Annotated in this window: 13 protein-coding genes, 1 tRNA gene and 1 other RNA gene; 10 read left to right on the forward strand and 5 right to left on the reverse strand. The window is 74.3% G+C overall.

Going from position 1 to position 18147, the window contains the following annotated elements; all coding sequences use genetic code 11:
* Positions 1 to 130: 130 nt before the first annotated feature.
* A tRNA-Ser gene (locus tag CBOVI_RS01040) sits at positions 131 to 219 on the reverse strand.
* A 159-nt stretch (positions 220 to 378) separates the two neighbouring features.
* On the opposite strand from CBOVI_RS01040, the gene ffs reads away from it, so the two are divergent.
* The 8 genes from ffs to CBOVI_RS01080 all read left to right on the forward strand — a co-directional run bounded on the left by ffs (position 379) and on the right by CBOVI_RS01080 (position 8546).
* Positions 379 to 473: signal recognition particle sRNA small type (ffs, locus tag CBOVI_RS01045), an RNA gene on the forward strand.
* Between the two features lie 279 nt (positions 474 to 752).
* Positions 753 to 2132 carry an aspartate aminotransferase type Ic gene (locus tag CBOVI_RS01050; RefSeq protein ID WP_010271288.1) on the forward strand — a complete coding sequence of 460 codons (1380 nt, stop codon included), beginning with the start codon at positions 753 to 755 and terminating at the stop codon, positions 2130 to 2132.
* A gap of 4 nt (positions 2133 to 2136) precedes the next feature.
* Positions 2137 to 2760, forward strand: a complete 624-nt coding sequence (locus CBOVI_RS01055) for a suppressor of fused domain protein (RefSeq protein ID WP_010271286.1) — start codon at positions 2137 to 2139, stop codon at positions 2758 to 2760.
* A gap of 46 nt (positions 2761 to 2806) precedes the next feature.
* The gene (locus tag CBOVI_RS01060; protein WP_183273696.1) at positions 2807 to 6007 is read left to right on the forward strand and encodes a DNA polymerase III subunit gamma and tau; all 3201 of its coding nucleotides are present in this window, start codon (positions 2807 to 2809) and stop codon (positions 6005 to 6007) included.
* Between the two features lie 141 nt (positions 6008 to 6148).
* Positions 6149 to 6463, forward strand: coding sequence for a YbaB/EbfC family nucleoid-associated protein (locus CBOVI_RS01065; RefSeq protein WP_010269417.1), 315 nt, complete (start codon positions 6149 to 6151; stop codon positions 6461 to 6463).
* Positions 6464 to 6557: 94 nt separating this feature from the next.
* Positions 6558 to 7280 (forward strand): recombination mediator RecR, encoded by a 723-nt coding sequence (recR, locus tag CBOVI_RS01070; protein ID WP_010269421.1) that lies wholly within the window; start codon positions 6558 to 6560, stop codon positions 7278 to 7280.
* 149 nt (positions 7281 to 7429) lie between these two features.
* The gene (locus CBOVI_RS01075; protein ID WP_232625774.1) at positions 7430 to 7939 is read left to right on the forward strand and encodes a DoxX family protein; all 510 of its coding nucleotides are present in this window, start codon (positions 7430 to 7432) and stop codon (positions 7937 to 7939) included.
* Between the two features lie 4 nt (positions 7940 to 7943).
* A complete protein-coding gene (locus CBOVI_RS01080) occupies positions 7944 to 8546 on the forward strand; it encodes a pyroglutamyl-peptidase I family protein (RefSeq protein WP_010269428.1) in 603 nt (200 codons plus the stop codon).
* A gap of 67 nt (positions 8547 to 8613) precedes the next feature.
* On the opposite strand, the gene CBOVI_RS01085 is transcribed toward CBOVI_RS01080, so the two are convergent.
* From CBOVI_RS01085 to CBOVI_RS01095, 3 genes are all read right to left on the reverse strand, one after another.
* A complete protein-coding gene (locus CBOVI_RS01085) occupies positions 8614 to 9498 on the reverse strand; it encodes a type 1 glutamine amidotransferase (RefSeq protein ID WP_125186396.1) in 885 nt (294 codons plus the stop codon).
* The gene (locus tag CBOVI_RS01090) at positions 9491 to 10873 is read right to left on the reverse strand and encodes a MurT ligase domain-containing protein (RefSeq protein WP_083826048.1); all 1383 of its coding nucleotides are present in this window, start codon (positions 10871 to 10873) and stop codon (positions 9491 to 9493) included. Before CBOVI_RS01090 ends, CBOVI_RS01085 begins: the two co-directional genes overlap by 8 nt.
* A 201-nt stretch (positions 10874 to 11074) precedes the next feature.
* Positions 11075 to 12940: a BRCT domain-containing protein gene (locus CBOVI_RS01095; RefSeq protein ID WP_183273697.1), complete on the reverse strand. Its 1866-nt coding sequence runs from the start codon at positions 12938 to 12940 to the stop codon at positions 11075 to 11077.
* A 596-nt stretch (positions 12941 to 13536) separates the two neighbouring features.
* Here CBOVI_RS01095 and CBOVI_RS01100 point away from each other — a divergent pair.
* Positions 13537 to 14259, forward strand: a complete 723-nt coding sequence (locus CBOVI_RS01100; protein WP_083826024.1) for a TetR/AcrR family transcriptional regulator — start codon at positions 13537 to 13539, stop codon at positions 14257 to 14259.
* A 197-nt stretch (positions 14260 to 14456) separates the two neighbouring features.
* Here CBOVI_RS01100 and leuA read toward each other — a convergent pair whose 3' ends face one another.
* A complete protein-coding gene (gene leuA, locus CBOVI_RS01105; protein WP_010267750.1) occupies positions 14457 to 16295 on the reverse strand; it encodes a 2-isopropylmalate synthase in 1839 nt (612 codons plus the stop codon).
* Between the two features lie 948 nt (positions 16296 to 17243).
* Between leuA and CBOVI_RS01110 the strand changes: the two genes are divergently transcribed.
* Positions 17244 to 18035 carry a hypothetical protein gene (locus CBOVI_RS01110; protein WP_183273698.1) on the forward strand — a complete coding sequence of 264 codons (792 nt, stop codon included), beginning with the start codon at positions 17244 to 17246 and terminating at the stop codon, positions 18033 to 18035.
* Positions 18036 to 18147 lie beyond the last annotated feature (112 nt).

An 18147-nucleotide genomic window follows, 5' to 3' on the forward strand; every position in this document is an offset into this window, starting at 1 on the left:
TGGGGGCTCGTCGGGTCGCGGAGGGGGACGTCGTCCCTCCCGGTCGGGAGGACCCGGCCCGGCCCGGACCCTCCTGACCCCGTGCGCGCACAACAAAGAACCCCCCGATCCGAGGACCGGGGGGTTCTGCTGGCGGAGGATAGGGGATTTGAACCCCTGAGGGATGTGACTCCCGCACGCGTTCCAGGCGTGTGACATAGGCCGCTAGTCGAATCCTCCGCCGATGAATATACACATGCCCCGTGCCGGACAACAAAATGCCAGGACACCGTGGGTGCCGGGTGTCGGGGGCACTGCCGGCACGCGGCCGGCACGCGGTCAGCGCGGACCGGGCCCAGCCCGGTTGTCCGGACCGTTCGTCATCCGCTACGCTGGTGGACCGGATCCCGTGCGGCGTCCATCTCGCGAACTCCCCCAGGGCAGGAATGCAGCAAGGGTCAGTGAGCTCTGACGGGTGCGCGGGGTCCTTCGACTTTTCAGCGTCCCCGGGGGGGGGCTGTGACGCCCGAGGCTCTGCGACGTGCGGGTGCCCTGTGACGCCCGGTGTCCCCGGGCCGCCGTCGGGCCCCGCCCGGGGGTGCGGGGCGGTCCCGGACCAGGGCCGTCGGGGGGTGCGGGGTATCCGGCGGGGGGCCGCGGGGCGCCGCCGGGGGTGCATCGGGAGTGCAGCGTCGGCACCCCTCACCTGGCCCGGTAGACTCGGTGCGGACACGAGACAGCCGACCCCATTCACCACAGGAGGACCGGGGGACATGACGCAGGATGACGTCCGTACAGAGACACTGCTCGCCCTCAAGGACGAGGCCCGGGCACGGTACGAGGAACTGAGGTCGAAGGGGCTCGCGCTGGACCTCACGCGGGGGAAGCCGTCGCCGGAGCAGCTCGACCTCGCCGACTCCCTGCTCACCCTCCCCGGCCGGGGACCCGTCGCCGGGGACGGCACGGACGTCCGCAACTACGGCGGGGCCAGCGGGATCGCCGACATCCGGCAGATCTGGGCGGAGGTGCTCGGCGTTCCCGTCGACACCCTCATCGCCGGGGACGCGTCGAGCCTGAGCATCATGTTCGACCTGGTGAGCTGGGCGCACACCTTCGGCACGCAGGACTCGCCCCGGCCGTGGTCGCAGGAGGAGCAGGTCACGTGGATCTGCCCGGTGCCCGGCTACGACCGCCACTTCGCGATCACCGAGCGGTTCGGCTACCGGATGGTGACCGTCCCGCTGCGGGAGGACGGCCCGGACATGGACGCCGTCCGGGAACTCGTCCGTGACCCGCAGGTCAAGGGCATGTGGACGGTCCCGGTGTTCGCCAACCCGACCGGGGTGACGATCTCCCGCGACGTCGCCCGGCAGCTCGCCGAGATGGAGACCGCGGCCCCCGACTTCCGCGTGGTGTGGGACAACGCCTACGCCGTGCACACGCTCACGGACACCTTCCCGGAGATCATCGACGTCACCGCCCTCGCCGCCGAGGCCGGCCACCCGAACCGGTTCTGGCACCTGTCCAGCACCTCGAAGATCACCTTCGCCGGCGCGGGTGTGGCGTTCCTCAACTCCTCGACGGAGAACCTGGACTGGTACCGGTCCATCGCCGGGGTGCGGTCCATCGGGCCGAACAAGGTCAACCAGCTGGCGCACGCCCGCTACTTCGGCAGCGCCGACGGGGTGCGGGAGGTCATGCTCCGGCACGCGGACTCGCTCGCGCCGAAGTTCCGGGCCGTGCTGGAGATCCTCGACCGCAGGCTCGGCGGGCTCGGGGTCGCCGAATGGACCCGCCCGGAGGGTGGGTACTTCATCTCGCTCGATGTTCTCGACGGCACCGCCGCGCGGGTCGTCGAGCTGGCCCGGGAGGCGGGCGTGTCCCTCACGGCCGCGGGGTCGTCCTTCCCCCTGCGGCACGACCCCGACGACCGGAACATCCGCCTCGCGCCGTCGATGCCGACGACCGAGCAGCTGGTCACGGCGATGGACGGTGTGGCGACGTGCGTGATCCTCGCCGCGATCGAGGCCGTCGAGGCCGGGGGCGCGGCCGGTGGCGCCGGGGCCGCCGGGACGGCGGAGGATGACGCGGCGACGTCCGGTGCCGAGGCGGAGGCCGCGGCCGAGGGTGCACCCGAGGCCGAGGGGCGCTGACCGGGTGAATCTCGACGAGAGCCGCATCTGGCTGCGCAGCATCCTCCCGGACGACCCGCAGTTCACGGTCCGGCAGGTCGGCCCGAGCTTCCCGGACTTCCACGTCGCCGAGGTGCAGCTTGCGGGGGAGACCGTGGCGGTCACCGCCGACGCCGCGCGCATCGAACCCGGGCTCGTCACCGAGGACGGGTCGGATCTGCGGGTGGAGCTGCTCACGGTCGTCGCCGGGGGAGGGACGACGGCCGCAGCGCTGGTCACCGCCGCCGCGACGATGATCGCCCAGGACCCCCACACGCACAGCCCCCAGCCGGGGACGATGCTGCGGGACCTGGGCGAGCACGTCGATGCGTCGTTGACCGCGCGGCACGGGCTGCTCGTCGTGCCCTGGGTGTGGGACCGGGGCGTGCCGAACATGCACGAGGTCACCGCCGGCGGGCGGCACGCCGGGGGTGCGGCGCACCACGAGTTCACGCACCCGGGGCGGCTCACGGTCGTCGCGCAGCTCATGATGCTCACGGACCCGGAGGCGGACTACGCCGCCGCCCACGGTGTGCCGGCGCTCCAGGACGTGCTCGCGGCGTCCGGGGTGAACCTCAACGACGTCCGGCGGCCGGCCGTGGCGGTCTGACCGCGGGCCTCCTGGGCTGTCCGGACCGGACTGTAGGCTGATAGCCGTGGCACTCTACAGGAAGTACCGGCCTGCCTCGTTCGCCGAGGTCGTGGGTCAGGAGCACGTGACGGAGCCGTTGTCGACAGCCCTCGACAGCGGCCGGATCAACCACGCGTACCTGTTCTCCGGGCCGCGTGGCTGCGGGAAGACGTCGTCGGCCCGGATCCTCGCCCGGTCGCTGAACTGCGTCGAGGGGCCCACGTCCACGCCGTGCGGGGTCTGCGACTCGTGCGTGGCCCTGGCGCCCGGGGGGCCGGGGACGTTGGACGTCACGGAGCTCGACGCCGCGACGCACAACGGTGTGGACGACATGCGGGAGCTGCGCGACCGGGCGTTCTACGCGCCGGCGGAGTCCCGCTACCGGGTGTTCATCATCGACGAGGCGCACATGATCTCCTCGGCGGGGTTCAACGCCCTGCTGAAGATCGTCGAGGAGCCGCCGGAGCACCTCATCTTCATCTTCGCGACGACCGAGCCGGAGAAACTGCTGGCGACGATCCGGTCGCGGACGCACAACTACCCCTTCCGCCTGCTCACCCCGCCGGCCATGCGCGGCCTGCTGGAGAAGGTCTGCGGGGAGGAGGGCGTGATCGTCGAGGACGCGGTGTACCCGCTGGTCATCCGGGCGGGCGGCGGGTCCCCCCGTGACTCCCTGAGCATCATGGACCAGCTGCTCGCCGGGGCGGGGCCGGAGGGGGTGACGTACACCCGTGCGCTGGCGCTGCTGGGGGTGACGGACTCCGCGCTCATCGACCGGGCCGTGGACGCCCTCGCCGGGCACGACCAGGCGGCGTTGTTCCGCTGCGTCAACGAGGTCATCGACGCCGGCTACGACCCGCGCCGGTTCGCGACCGACCTGCTGGACCGGTTCCGGGACCTGCTCGTCGTCCAGGCCGTGCCGGACGCTTTCGAGCAGGGGCTCGTCGACGCCCCCGCGGACCAGCGGCAGATCCTCTCCGAGCAGGCCCAGGACCTGGGGCAGGCGACGCTCACGCGGTGCGCGGCCCTCGTCAACGAGGGGTTGGAGCAGATGCGCGGGGCGACGGCACCCCGGCTGCTCCTGGAGATCCTGTGCGCCCGCATGGCCCTGCCGGCGGCGGGCACGACCGTGGAGGCGTTGGCGCAGCGCATCGAGGCCCTCGAGTCCGGTGGCGTGCGCGCCGTCCCGGGGGGACCGGGTGCCGGGGAGGGCACGCCGTCGCTGTCCTCCGGGAAGCGGTACGAGCGCCGGTCCCAGCGCCAGGCGCGCGAGGCTGCGGAGCGGGCGGCCCGGGAGGCCGCCGGTGCCGCGGCGGCCGGCACCGGCGACGGCGCGACCGGCACGGGTGCGGCGACCACGGGCGGGGACGTGGACCGGTCCGCGGCGACCGTGCGCGAGTCCCCGGAGGCCGTGCAGGCCACGGCCGCCGGGGCGGCGACGACGGCGGCGATGGCCGACGGTGTGGAGACACCCGCCGCGTCGCCGGCCACGTCGCCGGACGCTGGCGCGACGGATGCGACCGATACGACCGATACGACGGGTTCGACGGGTTCGACGGGTTCGACGGCGACGCCGGACGGTTCCGCCGGGGCTGACAGTTCCGCCTCGCCCGCCACTCCCGCCACTCCCGGCGGTGCCGGCGGGGACGACGCCACGGACGGTGTGCAGGACCGGACCCCGGACGGGGCAGCGGACGCGGCGGAGGAGGACCCCACCGTCGCCGAGGCCCGTCGCGCGCGGGAGATCGTGGAGCGCAACCGGCGGCTCGCCCGGGGCCAGCAGGACACGGCTCCGTCGAGCGCGGGGAACAGCGCCGGGCCGGGTGCGGAGGACACCGCTGCGCCGGGCGCGGATGAGACCGCCGGACACACGTCCGCCTCCGCCTCCGGCACCGACGCCGGGGCCGGGCAGGACACGGCTCAATCGAGCACGGACGACACCGCTGCGCCGGGCGGGGATGACACCGCCGGACAGCCCGTCACGCCGTCGTCGCAGCCGGACGCCGCCGCGGCCGGGGACCTCCCGGTCGGCGAGCTGTGGGACCGCGTCCTCGCGGAGCTGCGGGAGATCACCCTCAGCGCGTGGATCGCCGCGCGTGGGGCCGAGCCCGTCGAGGCCACCCGGGGCGACGACGGCACCGTGACCGTCGACCTCCGGCACCACACCGGGGCCCTCGCGGCGTTCGTCACCAACGCCGACCAGGCGGAGGCGTTCGCCGAGGCCGGGCGTCGTGCCGTCGGCGCACCGGTCCGGGTCCGGGCGACGGTCGGCGGGCGGACCGTCCAGCAGCCGCCACAACCGTCCACCGGGCAGCCGCCGGGAAAACCGCAGGCGGTCTCGGCTGACGGTGACGGTGCCGGGGCCGCGCCGGAGAACACGCCCACGCCGGACGGGATGACCGGCGGCGCCGGGTCGACGGACACCGGTGACCCCGGCTCCACGCCGGCCACCCCGGCGACGCCCGACGCGCCACCAGAGCCGGAGGACACATCTGCGCCGGGCGACGCCGCGCCGGCTGCCTCGTCGTCCCCGGCCGCCGCGCCGTCGTCCCCGGTCCCCGGGGAGGACCCGGTTCCGCCGGTGTCCGCCGCGTCGTCGGCACTCGAGCGTGCCCGGGCGATGGAACGCGCCCGCGCTGAGCGCATGGCCGCCCAGGCCGGGGGCGCGGCGCAGGCCGGCTCCCCCGGCGACGGGTCCGGACGCACCGGCACCCCCGGTGGGGCGACCCGCGGTGGGGCCGTCGGCACCGGGCAGGGAACCGACCAGGGGACCGGGCCGCTCACCGGGTGGCGTGCCCGGAAGGCGACCATCGAGGCGCGCCGGGAATACGCCTTCGACCAGGGCTTCAACGGCGTCCCCCTGCCCGAGGAACCGCCGGAGGACCCGTGGGACGGTGGCGGCCCCGGCGAACCGGGCGACGTCGCGCACGCCCCGGCCCCCGGCACCGGCCCCGCCCGCCCGGGCCCAGGCACCGGCGCCGGGCCCGCCACCCCGGGCGGCCCCGCCACCGGACCGGACCCCGCGGCCGACCCGTCGGGCGCGACGGGCCCCGGCCCGGACCCGCGCGGGCGCCGGGAGACCCCGGAGGAACGCCGGCAACGCGAACAGGACGAGATGCTCGAGGACCGTGACCGGGGAGGCCCCAGCCAGTACGATCACCGCACGCCCCTGGAGATCGCCGGGGAGCTCATCGAACAGCACCTCGGCGGCGAACGGACACGCTGACCCGCGGTACAGTGGCCGGGCGTCGCGAGGGTGGCGTCGACACCCTGACAGACCCCCACCGGCACGCGGGACCTGCCGAGCACGTCCCCCGAGACAACCCCACGACAGCCCCGGCCCCCGAGCCCGGACGAAAGGAACACCATGAGCCAGCCCGACATGAACCAGATCATGGCCCAGGCCCAGCAGATGCAGCAGCAGCTCCAGGCGGCGCAGGCGGAGATCGTCGCCTCGACCGTCGAGGGCACCGCCGGCAACGGGCTCGTGACCGTCGTCCTCGGCGGCGACGGCGAGGTCCGGGACCTCACCATCGACCCGAAGGTCGTGGACCCGGAGGACGTCGAGACGCTCCAGGACCTCGTGGTCGGGGCGTTCCGCGAGGCCAACCAGAACCTCCGCGACCTCGCCGACGAGAAGATGGGGCCGCTGTCCCAGGGCATGGGCGGCCTCGGGCTCTGACCCGGCCCCCGCCGGGAGCCCCGTCGCCGGGCGACCCGCGCCGGGCCCCGGCCCCCGACCCCCACCCACGCCCCGCACCGACAGAGGTCGCACAGTGTTTGAAGGTCCGCTCCAGGACGTCATCGACGAATTCTCCCGCCTGCCCGGCGTCGGGCCGAAGAGCGCCCAACGCATCGCGTTCCACCTGCTCCAGGTCGACCCCGAGGACGTCGACCGGCTGCGCGCGGCGCTCGGCCGGCTGCGCGAGGGCGTGACGTTCTGCCGGATCTGCCACAACATCTCCCAGGAGGACGTCTGCCGGATCTGCGCGGACTCCTCCCGGGATACGTCGTCGGTGTGCGTCGTCGAGGAGTCGAAGGACATCCAGGTCATCGAACGCACCGGGGAGTACCGCGGGCGCTACCACGTGCTCGGCGGGGCGCTCGACCCCCTGAACGGGGTCGGCCCGAAGGAACTGACCGTCACGAAGCTCGTCCAGCGCATCGGCGGGAACGTCCCCGACGTCGTCATCGGCGGGAAAGCCGGGGCCCGGGCCGGTGCGGTGACCCCCACCGGGTCCGGTGGGGACCCGGGCCAGGGGGACGACGGCGTGGAGTACGCGCCGGCCCCCGAGATCACGGAGGTCATCATCGCGACCGACCCGAACACCGAGGGCGAGGCCACGGCCAGCTACCTCGGCCGGCTCCTCCGCGACTTCCCCGGTCTCCGCGTGAGCCGCCTGGCCTCGGGCATCCCGATGGGCGGGGAGCTGGAGTTCGTCGACGAGCTCACGCTCTCCCGCGCCTTCGCCGGACGCACAAGTATCACAGGTGGGTGAGCCGTCCGGGGTGCCGCACACCCGGGGGGTAACGTGGCATGCAGCGAGGTCCGCGGACACCCGCGGCCCCGCGCAGGCATGACAGACATGCCCGGACACGCACGACGCCGTGCGCCGACGCACAGACACGCACGCACAGGACAGTGAGGATGAGGACGATGAAGATCGGGACGACCCGCCGCCGCACCTCGGCGACGACAGCCGTGGCGGACGCCGCGAAGAACTCCGTGCAGGACGTCATGGACACGGTCACCGGCAGGCGTGCCGCCGCCGCGCGCCGCCGCAACGCCATCCGCACGGGCGTGTGGGCCACGGTGTTCACCGGCGCGGGCATCCTCCACTTCATCCACAAGGAGACGTTCAACGACCTCGTCCCCGAGGAACTGCCGGGCACGCAGACGCAGTGGACCTACGGCAGCGGTGCGGTGGAGCTCGCCCTCGGCGCCGCGATCGTGAACCCGGGCACCCGGGAGGCCGCCGGCCGGGCCGCCGCGTGGTTCCTCCTCGGCGTGTGGCCGGGCAACATCAAGATGGCGTGGGACTGGCGGAACGAGACCCCGGTGAAGCGGGCGATCGCGTTCCTCCGCGTGCCGATGCAGATCCCGATGATCGCGGACGTGCGTAAGCTCCGGTCCCCGCGGTCGGGGTGGATGTCCTGACCCCGTGACCGTCCTCATCACCGGTTTCGAACCGTTCCGGGGCCGGCGGCACAACACGTCGTGGGACGTCGCCCGCGCGGTGACGTCCCGGCTGCGGGGCAACGGCTTCCTCACCGACGCCGCGACGTCGTCCGGCGGCCGGGCGTCCATCGACCTCGCGCAGCTGCCCGTGGTCTTCGGCACGGTCGTGCGCGAACTGCCGGGCCTGGTGCAGGTCCGGCAGCTGCGGGTGGCGGTGTGCCTCGGGGAGCGGACGGGGACCGACGTGCCGCTCCTCGAGACGCGGGCGGTGAACGCGCAGGTCGGCCGGGACAACAGCGGCGCGGACGTCGACCGTCCGATTCTCCCGGGCGGGGAGGGGGAGCGGGTGCTGTCCCCGGACGTCGTGCGCCTGCTGGAGGAGGTCGAGGGGCTGGGGGTCAGTGACGACGCCGGCCGCTACGTGTGCAACACGACGCTGTGGACGGGCCTGGACCTGGCCCGGCAGGGGGAGGTCGACCGGTTCGTCTTCATCCACGTCCCGGCGTTGGAGGCCGGTGACGCCGAGGGGCTGCGGCGGGTGGTCGGCCGGGTGACCCGGGCCGTGGAGATCCTCGCCCGGGCCTGACAGGCCTGACGGGGGCTGACACGCCTGACACGGCTGACGGGCCCGACAGGCCTGCCGCCCCGGCGGGTCAGCTGCGCAGCCGCTCGGCCCGCAGGCGCGCGACCTCGCGGGTGACCTGCTCCGCGAGCTCGCCGTCGAGCGGGGGGAGCTCCGCGACGGTCGTCCCCGTCGCCTGCGCGAGCAGCGCGTCGGCGAGCTGCGGGTTCCGCGCGAGCGCGGGGCCGTGCATGTACGTCGCGACGACCGACCCCTGCACCACGCCCTCCGCGCGGATCTGCCGCTCGGCCTCCTCGCCGTCGAGCCCCGCCGCGGCGGCCCCGGCGGCGTCGGTGTTGCCCGTGCCGTGGGTGAGCCGCCCGAGCGGGCGGGCGTCCGGGCCGAGGATCGTGGCCCCCATGTGGTTCGCGAAGCCGGTGAGCGTGTCGGTGAGCGCCGCGGTCCAGTCCGTGCCCGTCCGCGCGCCCGCCCCGGCGCCGGCCCCGTTCCCCGCGGAGTCGCCGTCGCCGGCGGAGGTGCCGGTCCCGGCGGGGGCCGCGGGCGTCACCGGCTCGGACCGGATCTCCCCGATCATGCGGTGGGCCAGCCCGGACGTGGTGGCGTCGAGAATCCCGAGCCCCTCGACGACGCGGCCGGACGCGCGGAAGGACACGCCGAGCACCTGGAGCCCGGCGCAGATCGCGAGGACGGGCCGGCCGGCGGCGGCTGCCCGGGCGAGGCCACCGTCGGCGGCGAGGTGCTCCGTGGCGACGATCTGCGCGGTGTCCTCGCCCCCGCCGAGGGTGTAGACGTCGAGCGTCTCCGGCACCGGCTCCCCGAGGGTGAGCCGGTGGATCTCGGCGGTGAGGCCGCGCATCCGCGCGCGTTGGCGGAGGACGAGGGCGTTGCCGTCGTCACCGTACGTCCCGAGCACGTCGGGCAGGACGAGGCCGATGGTCAGGTCGGTGTCACTCATGGGTCTCCCCCCGGTCGGTGGCGGCCGTCGTGTCGGCGGCGGTGTCGGTGTCGGTCGTGTCGGTGGTGTCGGTCGTGCCGGTGCTGCCGGTGCCGGTCGTCGTGGCGGCGGGCTGCGCCCCCGCCCGGTCGAGGGCCCGCCGCAGGTCGCGGAAGGCCGTGTAGTTCGCGAGGACCTCCACGCGCCCGGGCGGGCAGTGCCGGATCGCCTCGACGGTGTCCACGACGAGCTCGTGGGTGATGCCCGCGTACCCGAGGCGCACCCCGAGGTCCGTGCCGCGTTCCCCGGCGGCGACGACGTGCAGCCCACCGAGGTTCTCGAAGCGCACGTCCCACAGCCAGGACAGGTCCTCACCGTCGGCGACCTGCCCGTTGACGGAGATGACGAGCCCGTCGGCGGAGCGGTCGACCATGGACAGCGCCTCCTGCCAGCCGGCCGGGTTCTTCGCGAGGAGCATGTGCACGCGGCGGCCGTCGATCTCGACGGTGGAGTACCGCCCGGCGACGGAGTCGACGCGTTCGACGGCGGCGAGCGCGTCGGTCCGGTCGACGCCCATCGCGACGGCGGCGGCGATGGCCTCGGCGGCGTTGCCCCGGTTCGCGTCCCCGGGCAGCTTGAGCTGCATCGGCAGCACGTCGCCGTCCGGGGTGGTGAGCCCGTCGGGGCCGATGACCCACTCCGGGGTGGGGCGCCGGAACTCCCGGCCGGTCGGCAGCGGTTTCACGGCGTACCAGTCGACGAGGTGACCGGCGTCGTCGGTCTCGCGGATGACCGCGCCGCCGGTGCGCGGGCAGCTCGCGGAGTCGCCGGCCCAGCTGCCGCCGGCGGAGACCCACACGACGTTCGGGCAGTCCCACGCGACGGAGGTGACCTGGACGTCGTCGCAGTTCGCGATGACGGTCATGTCCGGCCGGGCCTCGACGCACGCGCGGAGGGAGCGTTCGATCTTCGTGATCTCCCCGACGCGGTCGAGCTGGTCCCGCGACAGATTGAGCAGCACGAGCGTGTCACAGTTGAGGCGGTCGGCGATCGACGGGACGTGGAGCTCGTCGACCTCGAGGACGAGGGTCTCCCGGTCGCGCCCGGCGAGGAGCGCCGAGATCACGCCGGCGTCCATGTTGTCCCCGCCCTCATTCGTGGCGACGGTGCGGCGGGTGCGCACCGCCTCCGCGAGCATCCGGGTGGTGGTGGACTTCCCGTTCGTCCCGGTGACGATCGCGCACGGCCGCCCCTGCCCGAGCTGGGCGAGGAGGTCCGGGTCGATGGCCCCGGCGACGAGACCCCCGATCATCCCTCCCGCCCCGCGGCCGGTCTTTCGGGACGCCCAGGTGGCGAGGTCCGCCGCGCGGCACGCCAGTCTGCTTCGAAGACTCATTCGGCTCATTGGGCCGAGGATAGTGGAGCAGGTCCCGCCGCAGCCGCCGCCACTCCGGGCCCGGGGGTGGGTGCAGGGTGCCGACGCCGTCCGTGCGTCAGCGACACCCGGTGACGTGGGCGGTCGCGCGGCGGGGGAGGGCGTCAGCGGGCGGGCGGCCACGGGTCCGCCGGTGGGCGGGGTGGTCGGCGGCCGGGGTGGTCAGCGCGCGCGGCCGCCGCCGGACTTTCCGCCGGATGCCCCGCCGGAACGGCCGCGACCGGACTTCCCGCCGGGCTTCCCGCCCGAGCGACCCCCGCCGGGCTTCCCGCCCGACTTCCCGCCGGACTTCCCGCCCGACTTTCCGCCCGAGCGGCCGCCGCCGGATTTCCCGCCCGCCGCGCCGCCCTGTCCGCCGGCCTTCCCGCCGCCGGACTGGCCTCCCCGGCCCGGCCGCCGTCCCTGGCCCCGCGCCCCGCCGCGGCCCGTGGACCGCCGGGACCCGTCCGACCCGGACCCGCCCGCGCCGGTGCGCCGGTGTGCGGCCCGCGACGGTTGGGGCGCCGGGATGTGGGTGCGTGGCGTCGTCGTCGACCGGGTCCGTTCCCCGGGCCGGACGTCGTCGAGGAGGTCGAGGAACTCCCGGTCCGTGACGAGCGGGATCCCCTTCCGGTCCGCGTGCATGGCCTTCCCCCGCAGGTCGTGGCTGGAGTTGCACACCACCACGGAGGTCGTCCGGTTGAGCTTCTCGCTGTACGCCAGGCCGGCGCGCATCGCCCGGCCGATGATCTCGTCCGCGTCGCCGGCGATGTCCGGGCTCACGACGATCTCCATGCCCTGCACGAGCGGCGACCCGGCCGTCCACGCGCCGGGGTTCTCGTAGGGGCGGGGCGCGGTCGCGGCGTCGACGCGCACCGTGCTGCGCTGCAGGCCGAACTGGTCGGCGGTGAGGTCGGCCGGGTCGAGCGAGCGGACCGGGCCGGCCGCCGGGGCCGTCCCCGGTGCGGTGTCGCCGCCGGGCCCGGAGCCGGTGCCGGAGCCGGTGCCCGCGTCGGTCTCCCCGGCGAGCGCCCGCTGGGCGAGGTGCAGCGGCATGAGCAGGCGCGTGTCGGCGAGCAGGAGCTCGTCCCCGGAGATCTCCGCCCGGGCGAGCGAGGCGGTCGCCGTCACCGCCGGGAGACTGTCCGCGGGCAGGTCGGGCAGGTGGTAGTGGGCCGCCACCGCGCGGAGGCGCGCGTCGTCCTCCTGCACGACCTGGTGCCGGGCCGTGCCGAGCGTGTCGACGATCGCGGTGGGGGTCGGGATCTCGACGCGACGCCCCTGCCGCCCGCGCCCCGACCGGCCGCGGCCGCTGCCCCGGTGGGCGCGGCGGAACTCCTGGACGATGAACCCCCACGTCATCGTCGCGTCGTGGCAGACGAGGGTGCGCCCGTCGAGGAGCCGGGAGAGCGTCTGCGCGACGGTCGCGAAGCCCGGGGCCTGGGCCAGATCCGCCTCCGTGTATCCGTGGAGGTGCCACGGGCCGGGGTCGTCGCCCGGGTTGAGCTGCTGGACGAACCCGGTCACCCGGTGGGTGCCGTCGGCGGCCGGGCCGGTCGACGTGCCGTCCGGGCCCGCCCCGGCGTCGGCGGGGGTCTCGACGACGGTGTCGCGGTGCACCGGGCCGCGGTTGCCGGTGAACGTCACCGGGGAGCCGTCGGCGGCGTGGAGCGTCGCGGCGAAGGCGACCATCCGGGAGGTCGTCGGGTGGATCCCCGAGGTAGCGACGGTGAGCGCGACGTACGGGGCCTGCTCGACCGTGGGGAGGTCGCCCTGGAAGGTCTTCGGCTGGTGGACGCGCCGGCCGGCCGGGGGGCCCGACGCCGTCGCCGGCGCCGTCCCGTCCGCGGGGCCGCCCGTCGATCCGTTCGCCGACCCGGTGGCCGGGGTGGTCGTCCGGGTGCCGGAGCCGGCGCGGCGCACGACGCGGCGACGGCCGCGCCGGCGACGCTGGGGCTGGGGGCGGGACCCGCCGGACGCGTGGTGGCCGGATCCGGACTCCCCGTCGGCTGCCGGGGTGGAGGGGGAGTCGGATCCGGAGGACGTCATGCGGAGCATTCTACTGACCGGCGGGGACCCGACCCAAGCGGTGCCCCGCCCGCCGGTCCGGGACGTGGCCGGGGAGCCGGCCCGGACAGTGGGTGGGGAGCCGGCCCGGACGGTGGGTGGGGAGGTCGGTGGGAAGGCCCGCGGGGAATAGGGGCACGGGGAAAGTCGTCGGACCCGGAAAAGGCCCGTCACGCTTCGCGGGAATGGTGCGCGGAGTCGTCCGGACGCGGGCGCGGGACACGGCGACTTTCCGAACGGAGGGCCCCGGGGTTTCCGACGCCCACCTCCCCGCCGCATGGCGCGTGAGGTGGGACCGGGCGATAATGTGAGTGGACGCGTGGTCCGTGCACGGGCGGCGTCGACCCCCGCTGCTCCTGTGCGACCTCAGGGAAAGCGCGGAGAATGCCCCTGAGTGGTCTCAAGGAAACCTGAGAGCGAAGCCCCCAGAGAACTCCCCTCGGACACCGGCAATATCCACGCCCGTGGTTAATCCTGTGTTTGTTTTGCCCCCGGACGGGAGGGCGTCCTGCGGGAATGTGGCGTCGAAAAGTGGTGCCGGGTCGTCATCGGGCGTCAGGAATCACTACGCTGGTCTCATGCTCCCAGAAGACACAGGATCACACGCCCCCGCGGGCAGGACCGGCGGATCGTCGACCGGGGCTCCCTACGGTGCCCCGGGTACCACGGTGCGCCGTCAGGACCCCGTTCGCCGGGTCGGTAAGAAGACCGGCCCGAAGCCCCGTTTCTCCCGCCAGGACGTCATCGACGCGGCGCTCGACATCGGGATCAACTCCTTCACGATGGCGGCGGTCGCGTCCCGTCTCGGCGTCGCGGCCCCGGCCGTCTACCGCCTGTTCGACGGCCGTGACGACGTCACCCGTGCCTGCCTCGTCGAGGTCGTCGCCGAGATGCCCCGCCCGGACGAGGACGCCGACTGGGAGGCCGTCATCCGCCACTGGGCCGAGCGCACGTGGGAGACCAGCGAGAAGTACCCGGGCCTCGCCCGCCTGCTCATGTCCTCGCCGGAGAACTACGAGCACATCCGTGACCGTCTCCAGTCGATGCTCACCACCGTCGTCGACCGTGGCTTCACCCCGGGCCAGGCCGCGTTCGCCCTCGACCTCGTCCTCGGCATGACCCTGTCGAGCTTCCTCGGCGGGTCCTCCGTCCGCAGCGCCGTGGCCGACGTCGCCGTCGCCGCCGAGGCGCAGGGCCGGGAGTTCGACCGGTCCTCGATGGAGCGCTCCGACCGGGAGATCTTCGAGTACAAGCTCCAGTTCATCATCGACGGCATGAAGGACCACTGCCCGGACATCTGACGTCCCGGACGGTGCCCCCGACAGACGACGGGTGCCGCCCCCGCCACCACCACGGTGGCCGGGGCGGCACCCGTCGCGTGCGTCCGGGGGCCGGTCGGCGCCGGTCGGACCCGGATCAGGCCGGGGTCAGGCGGTGGTCGGACCCGGATCAGACCCGGATCAGGCCGGGGCCCGGCCGCCGCCCGTGAGCCCCCGGATCAGGCCGGGGTGATCGGGTCCGTCTCCCGGCTCCGGTTGACCGCGCTCGTGATCGCCTTGAGGGAGGCGTAGGTGATGGACCCGGCGATGCCGACACCCCACACCTTCCGGCCGTCGACCTCGACCAGGACATACGCGGCGGCCTCGGCGTCGTCCCCCGAGGTCCGGGCGTGCTGGGTGTACTCCTGGACCTCGGCGTCGATGCCCAGGGACTCCAGCGCGTTGCAGTACGCCGCGACCGGGCCGTTGCCGCGGCCCTGGATCGTCCGCGTCTCGCCGTCGACCTCGACCTGCGCCGTGACGCGGGTCTCCGCGCCCTCGGCCTGCGGGCCGTCGACCGTGACCGAGATCTGGTCGAGCGGCGCGGTGCGGTCCAGGTACTCCGTGCTGAAGATGTCCCACATCGCCTTGGAGTTCACCTCGCCGCCCTCGGCGTCCGTGACCGCCTGGACGACCCCGGAGAACTCCACCTGCATCGGACGCGGCAGGTCCAGCCCGTGGTCGGTCTTCATGATGTACGCCACGCCGCCCTTGCCGGACTGGCTGTTGACCCGGATGACGGCCTCGTAGGTCCGGCCGACGTCCTTCGGGTCGATCGGCAGGTACGGCACCTCCCACGTGACGCGCTGGAACTCCGCGTCCGGGATGTCCCGCACGGGCGTGCCGGGGCTGACCTGCTCCGCCATCGCGTTGAGGCCCTTGTTGATCGCGTCCTGGTGCGAGCCGGAGAACGCGGTGAAGACGAGGTCGCCGCCGTAGGGGTGCCGCTCCGGCACGCGGAGCTGGTTGCAGTACTCCACCGTGCGCCGGATCTGGTCGATGTCGGAGAAGTCGATCTGGGGGTCGACGCCCTGGGTCAGCATATTCAGCCCCAGGGTGACGAGGCAGACGTTGCCCGTCCGCTCACCGTTGCCGAACAGGCAGCCCTCGATGCGGTCCGCGCCGGCCATGTAGCCGAGCTCGGCGGTGGCCACGCCCGTCCCACGGTCGTTGTGCGGGTGCAGCGACAGGACGATGGACTCCCGCCGCTCGAGGTTGCGGGACATCCACTCGATGGAGTCCGCGTACACGTTCGGCGTGATCATCTCCACCGTCGACGGCAGGTTGATGATCATCGGGTTGTCCGGCGTCGGCTCCATCACCGCGGTGACCGCGTCGCAGACCTCCTTGGCGTACTCGACCTCGGTGCCGGTGTAGGACTCCGGGGAGTACTCCCACCGCCAGTTCGTCTCCGGGTACTCCTGCGCGATCTCCCGGATGAGCCGGGCGGCGTCCGTCGCCAGGGCCTTCACGGCCTCCCGGTCCTTGCGGAAGACGACGCGCCGCTGGAGCTTCGACGTCGAGTTGTAGAAGTGCACGATGACGTTCCGGGCGCCGCGGCACGCCTCGAAGGTGCGGCGGATGAGGTGCTCCCGGGCCTGGACCAGCACCTGGATCGTCACGTCCTCCGGGATGCGGTCCTGCTCGATGATCTCGCGCACGAACGCGAAGTCCGTCTGGGAGGCCGAGGGGAAGCCGACCTCGATCTCCTTGTAGCCCATGCTGACCAGCAGGTCGAACATGCGGCGCTTCCGCTCCGGGCTCATGGGGTCGATGAGGGCCTGGTTGCCGTCACGCAGGTCGACGGCGCACCACTGCGGGGCGCGGTCGATGACCTTGTCCGGCCACGTGCGGTCCGGCAGGCGGAACTCCGCGACCTCCGTGAAGTACGGCTCGTAGCGGTGGGCGGGCATCGAGGACGCGCGCTGCCGGTTCCACGCCGGCTGGCCGTCGGCCGGGGGGCCGTCCGGGGTGCGGATGCGGGCGGGGGCGGAGATGTAGGCGTCGTTGGGGCTCATGGGTGGACTGCTCCTTCGCGGATGTCCACGTCCGGCGGTGTCGGTGACCGCGGGGACGTGGCGTGTGGGTCACCGACCGGCACGACGGAACTCCGCGACGGGGTGCCGGTCGGCTACTGCTGTCCTTGGGCCCCGCCGCGGCACGGAAGAAGTCGACGCGGATGCAGCCGACGTGCGCGGGCAGAATGCATGGGTCGACTATAGCGCACGTCACATCAGGGCCGGCAAGGGTTCCGGCGGACCGGGCTGATGAAGGGGTGGTGTGCGGGGGTCCGGCGTGTCGTTTACATTCATGGGCATGTCTGCACTTCTCGACGCCCCGACCCCCGCCCGGCGGCTGTCCCGCCCCGCCCTGGCCGCCGCCCTCGCCGCGTCGGTCGTGCTGTGGGGCGTGCAGCTCACCGTCCTCACGGTGTGGGGCGGCCGGCACGGACAGTCGCTCGGTGACGTCCTGTCCCAGTGGGACACCCAGTGGATGAGCCGGATCGCGCTCCACGGCTACGCCGGCTGGACGGAGGGGGGACACCCGTCGCAGTGGCAGTCCATCGCCTTCTTCCCGGGGTACCCGGTGCTGCTGCGCATCGTCTCCGCCCCGCTCGTCGTGTTCGGGGTGGAGTCCGCGACGCTCCTCGCCGGGTGCCTGCTCTCGGGGGTGCTCGCGGCGGCGATGGTCGTGGGGCTCGTGCGGCTCGTCGGGGACGGGCTCGACGCCGTGCCCCCGCAGACCCTCATCGGGCGCGTCGTCGCCGTGCTGTTCGACGGGCGCGGCGCCGACCGGGACGCCGATCCGGACGGTGACGGGGACGCTGACCGGGACGGCGACGGCCGCGGCGCCGTCGCCCGGGGCCGCGACGGGGTCGCCGCGCGGGTGACCGCCGGGACGGGGGAGGACGGGGCCCCTCGCCGGCCACGGCCACCGCCGTCGCCGCCCTGGCCCTCGGCGCGCCGATGTCCGCCGTGTACTGGATGCCGTACTCCGAGTCGCTCTTCGGTGTCTGCGCCGTGTGGTGCCTGGTCATGCTGCGGCGGCACCGCTTCCTCGCCGCCGGCGCGCTCGCCGGGGTCGCGGGGCTGACGCGCCTCACCGCGGTGGCGCTCGTCGTCACCCTCGGCCTCGCCGCGCTCGTCGAGACGGTGCGGGTCATCCTCGACCGCCGGGCCGGGGCCGGGTCCGGGGTCGCCGGTGACGGGCCGGGGTCGTCGGTGACGACGCCGCTCACCGCCTGGGTCGCCACGGTCGTCTCCGCCGTCCCGCTCGCGCTGTACATCGCGTGGGCCGACGGGCAGGCGGCGCCGGTCGGCGGGTACTTCGGGGCGCAGGACTCCGGGTGGCACAGCGGGTTCGACGGCGGCCGGGCGACGATGCGGTGGCTGCGCGAGCGGACGTTCGTCGGGCCGGGCGACGGCGGGGACGTCGGCTACATCATCGCCGGTCTGAGCGTCATCGCCGTCGTCCTCATCGTGGTGGCGTCGCTGTGGCCGCTGCTGCGGGGCGCCCTGGACTGGCGGCTGTGGCTGCCGGCGGCGATGATCGCCGGGATCGTCGTGTTCTCCGACGGGATCATGCACTCGCGGCCCCGGCTGCTGATCTTCCCCGTGCTCGTCCTGCTGCTGCCGTGGGTGGCCGCGGGGGCGCGGCGGTGGCGGTGGGCGTTCACCGTGCCGTTCGTCGTCGCCTGGTGCGTCCTCGGGTTCTTCGTGTCCGGGTGGCTGCTCGTGCCGTTCCGCTGGGCGATCTGAGCCGGCGGGGGCGCGGTCCGGGGGCGCGGTACGGGGGTGTGCGGCCCGGGCGCGGAGAGGGGGGGCTGACCCGGGGGTGCGGTCCGGGCGTGAAGGGGGGCTGACCCGGCGG

This window comes from Corynebacterium bovis DSM 20582 = CIP 54.80 (assembly GCF_030408615.1).
Taxonomy (GTDB): domain Bacteria; phylum Actinomycetota; class Actinomycetes; order Mycobacteriales; family Mycobacteriaceae; genus Corynebacterium; species Corynebacterium bovis.

Excerpts from the sequence above, each read along its gene's own strand:
- CBOVI_RS01065 (WP_010269417.1), top strand. The coding sequence starts at position 6,149 with ATGAGCCAGCCCGACATGAACCAGATCATGGCCCAGGCCCAGCAGATG.
- leuA (WP_010267750.1), bottom strand. The coding sequence starts at position 16,295 with ATGAGCCCCAACGACGCCTACATCTCCGCCCCCGCCCGCATCCGCACC.
- CBOVI_RS01110 (WP_183273698.1), top strand. The coding sequence starts at position 17,244 with ATGTCCGCCGTGTACTGGATGCCGTACTCCGAGTCGCTCTTCGGTGTC.
- CBOVI_RS01050 (WP_010271288.1), top strand. The coding sequence starts at position 753 with ATGACGCAGGATGACGTCCGTACAGAGACACTGCTCGCCCTCAAGGAC.
- CBOVI_RS01100 (WP_083826024.1), top strand. The coding sequence starts at position 13,537 with ATGCTCCCAGAAGACACAGGATCACACGCCCCCGCGGGCAGGACCGGC.
- CBOVI_RS01075 (WP_232625774.1), top strand. The coding sequence starts at position 7,430 with ATGAGGACGATGAAGATCGGGACGACCCGCCGCCGCACCTCGGCGACG.
- CBOVI_RS01090 (WP_083826048.1), bottom strand. The coding sequence starts at position 10,873 with ATGAGTCTTCGAAGCAGACTGGCGTGCCGCGCGGCGGACCTCGCCACC.
- CBOVI_RS01085 (WP_125186396.1), bottom strand. The coding sequence starts at position 9,498 with ATGAGTGACACCGACCTGACCATCGGCCTCGTCCTGCCCGACGTGCTC.
- CBOVI_RS01095 (WP_183273697.1), bottom strand. The coding sequence starts at position 12,940 with ATGACGTCCTCCGGATCCGACTCCCCCTCCACCCCGGCAGCCGACGGG.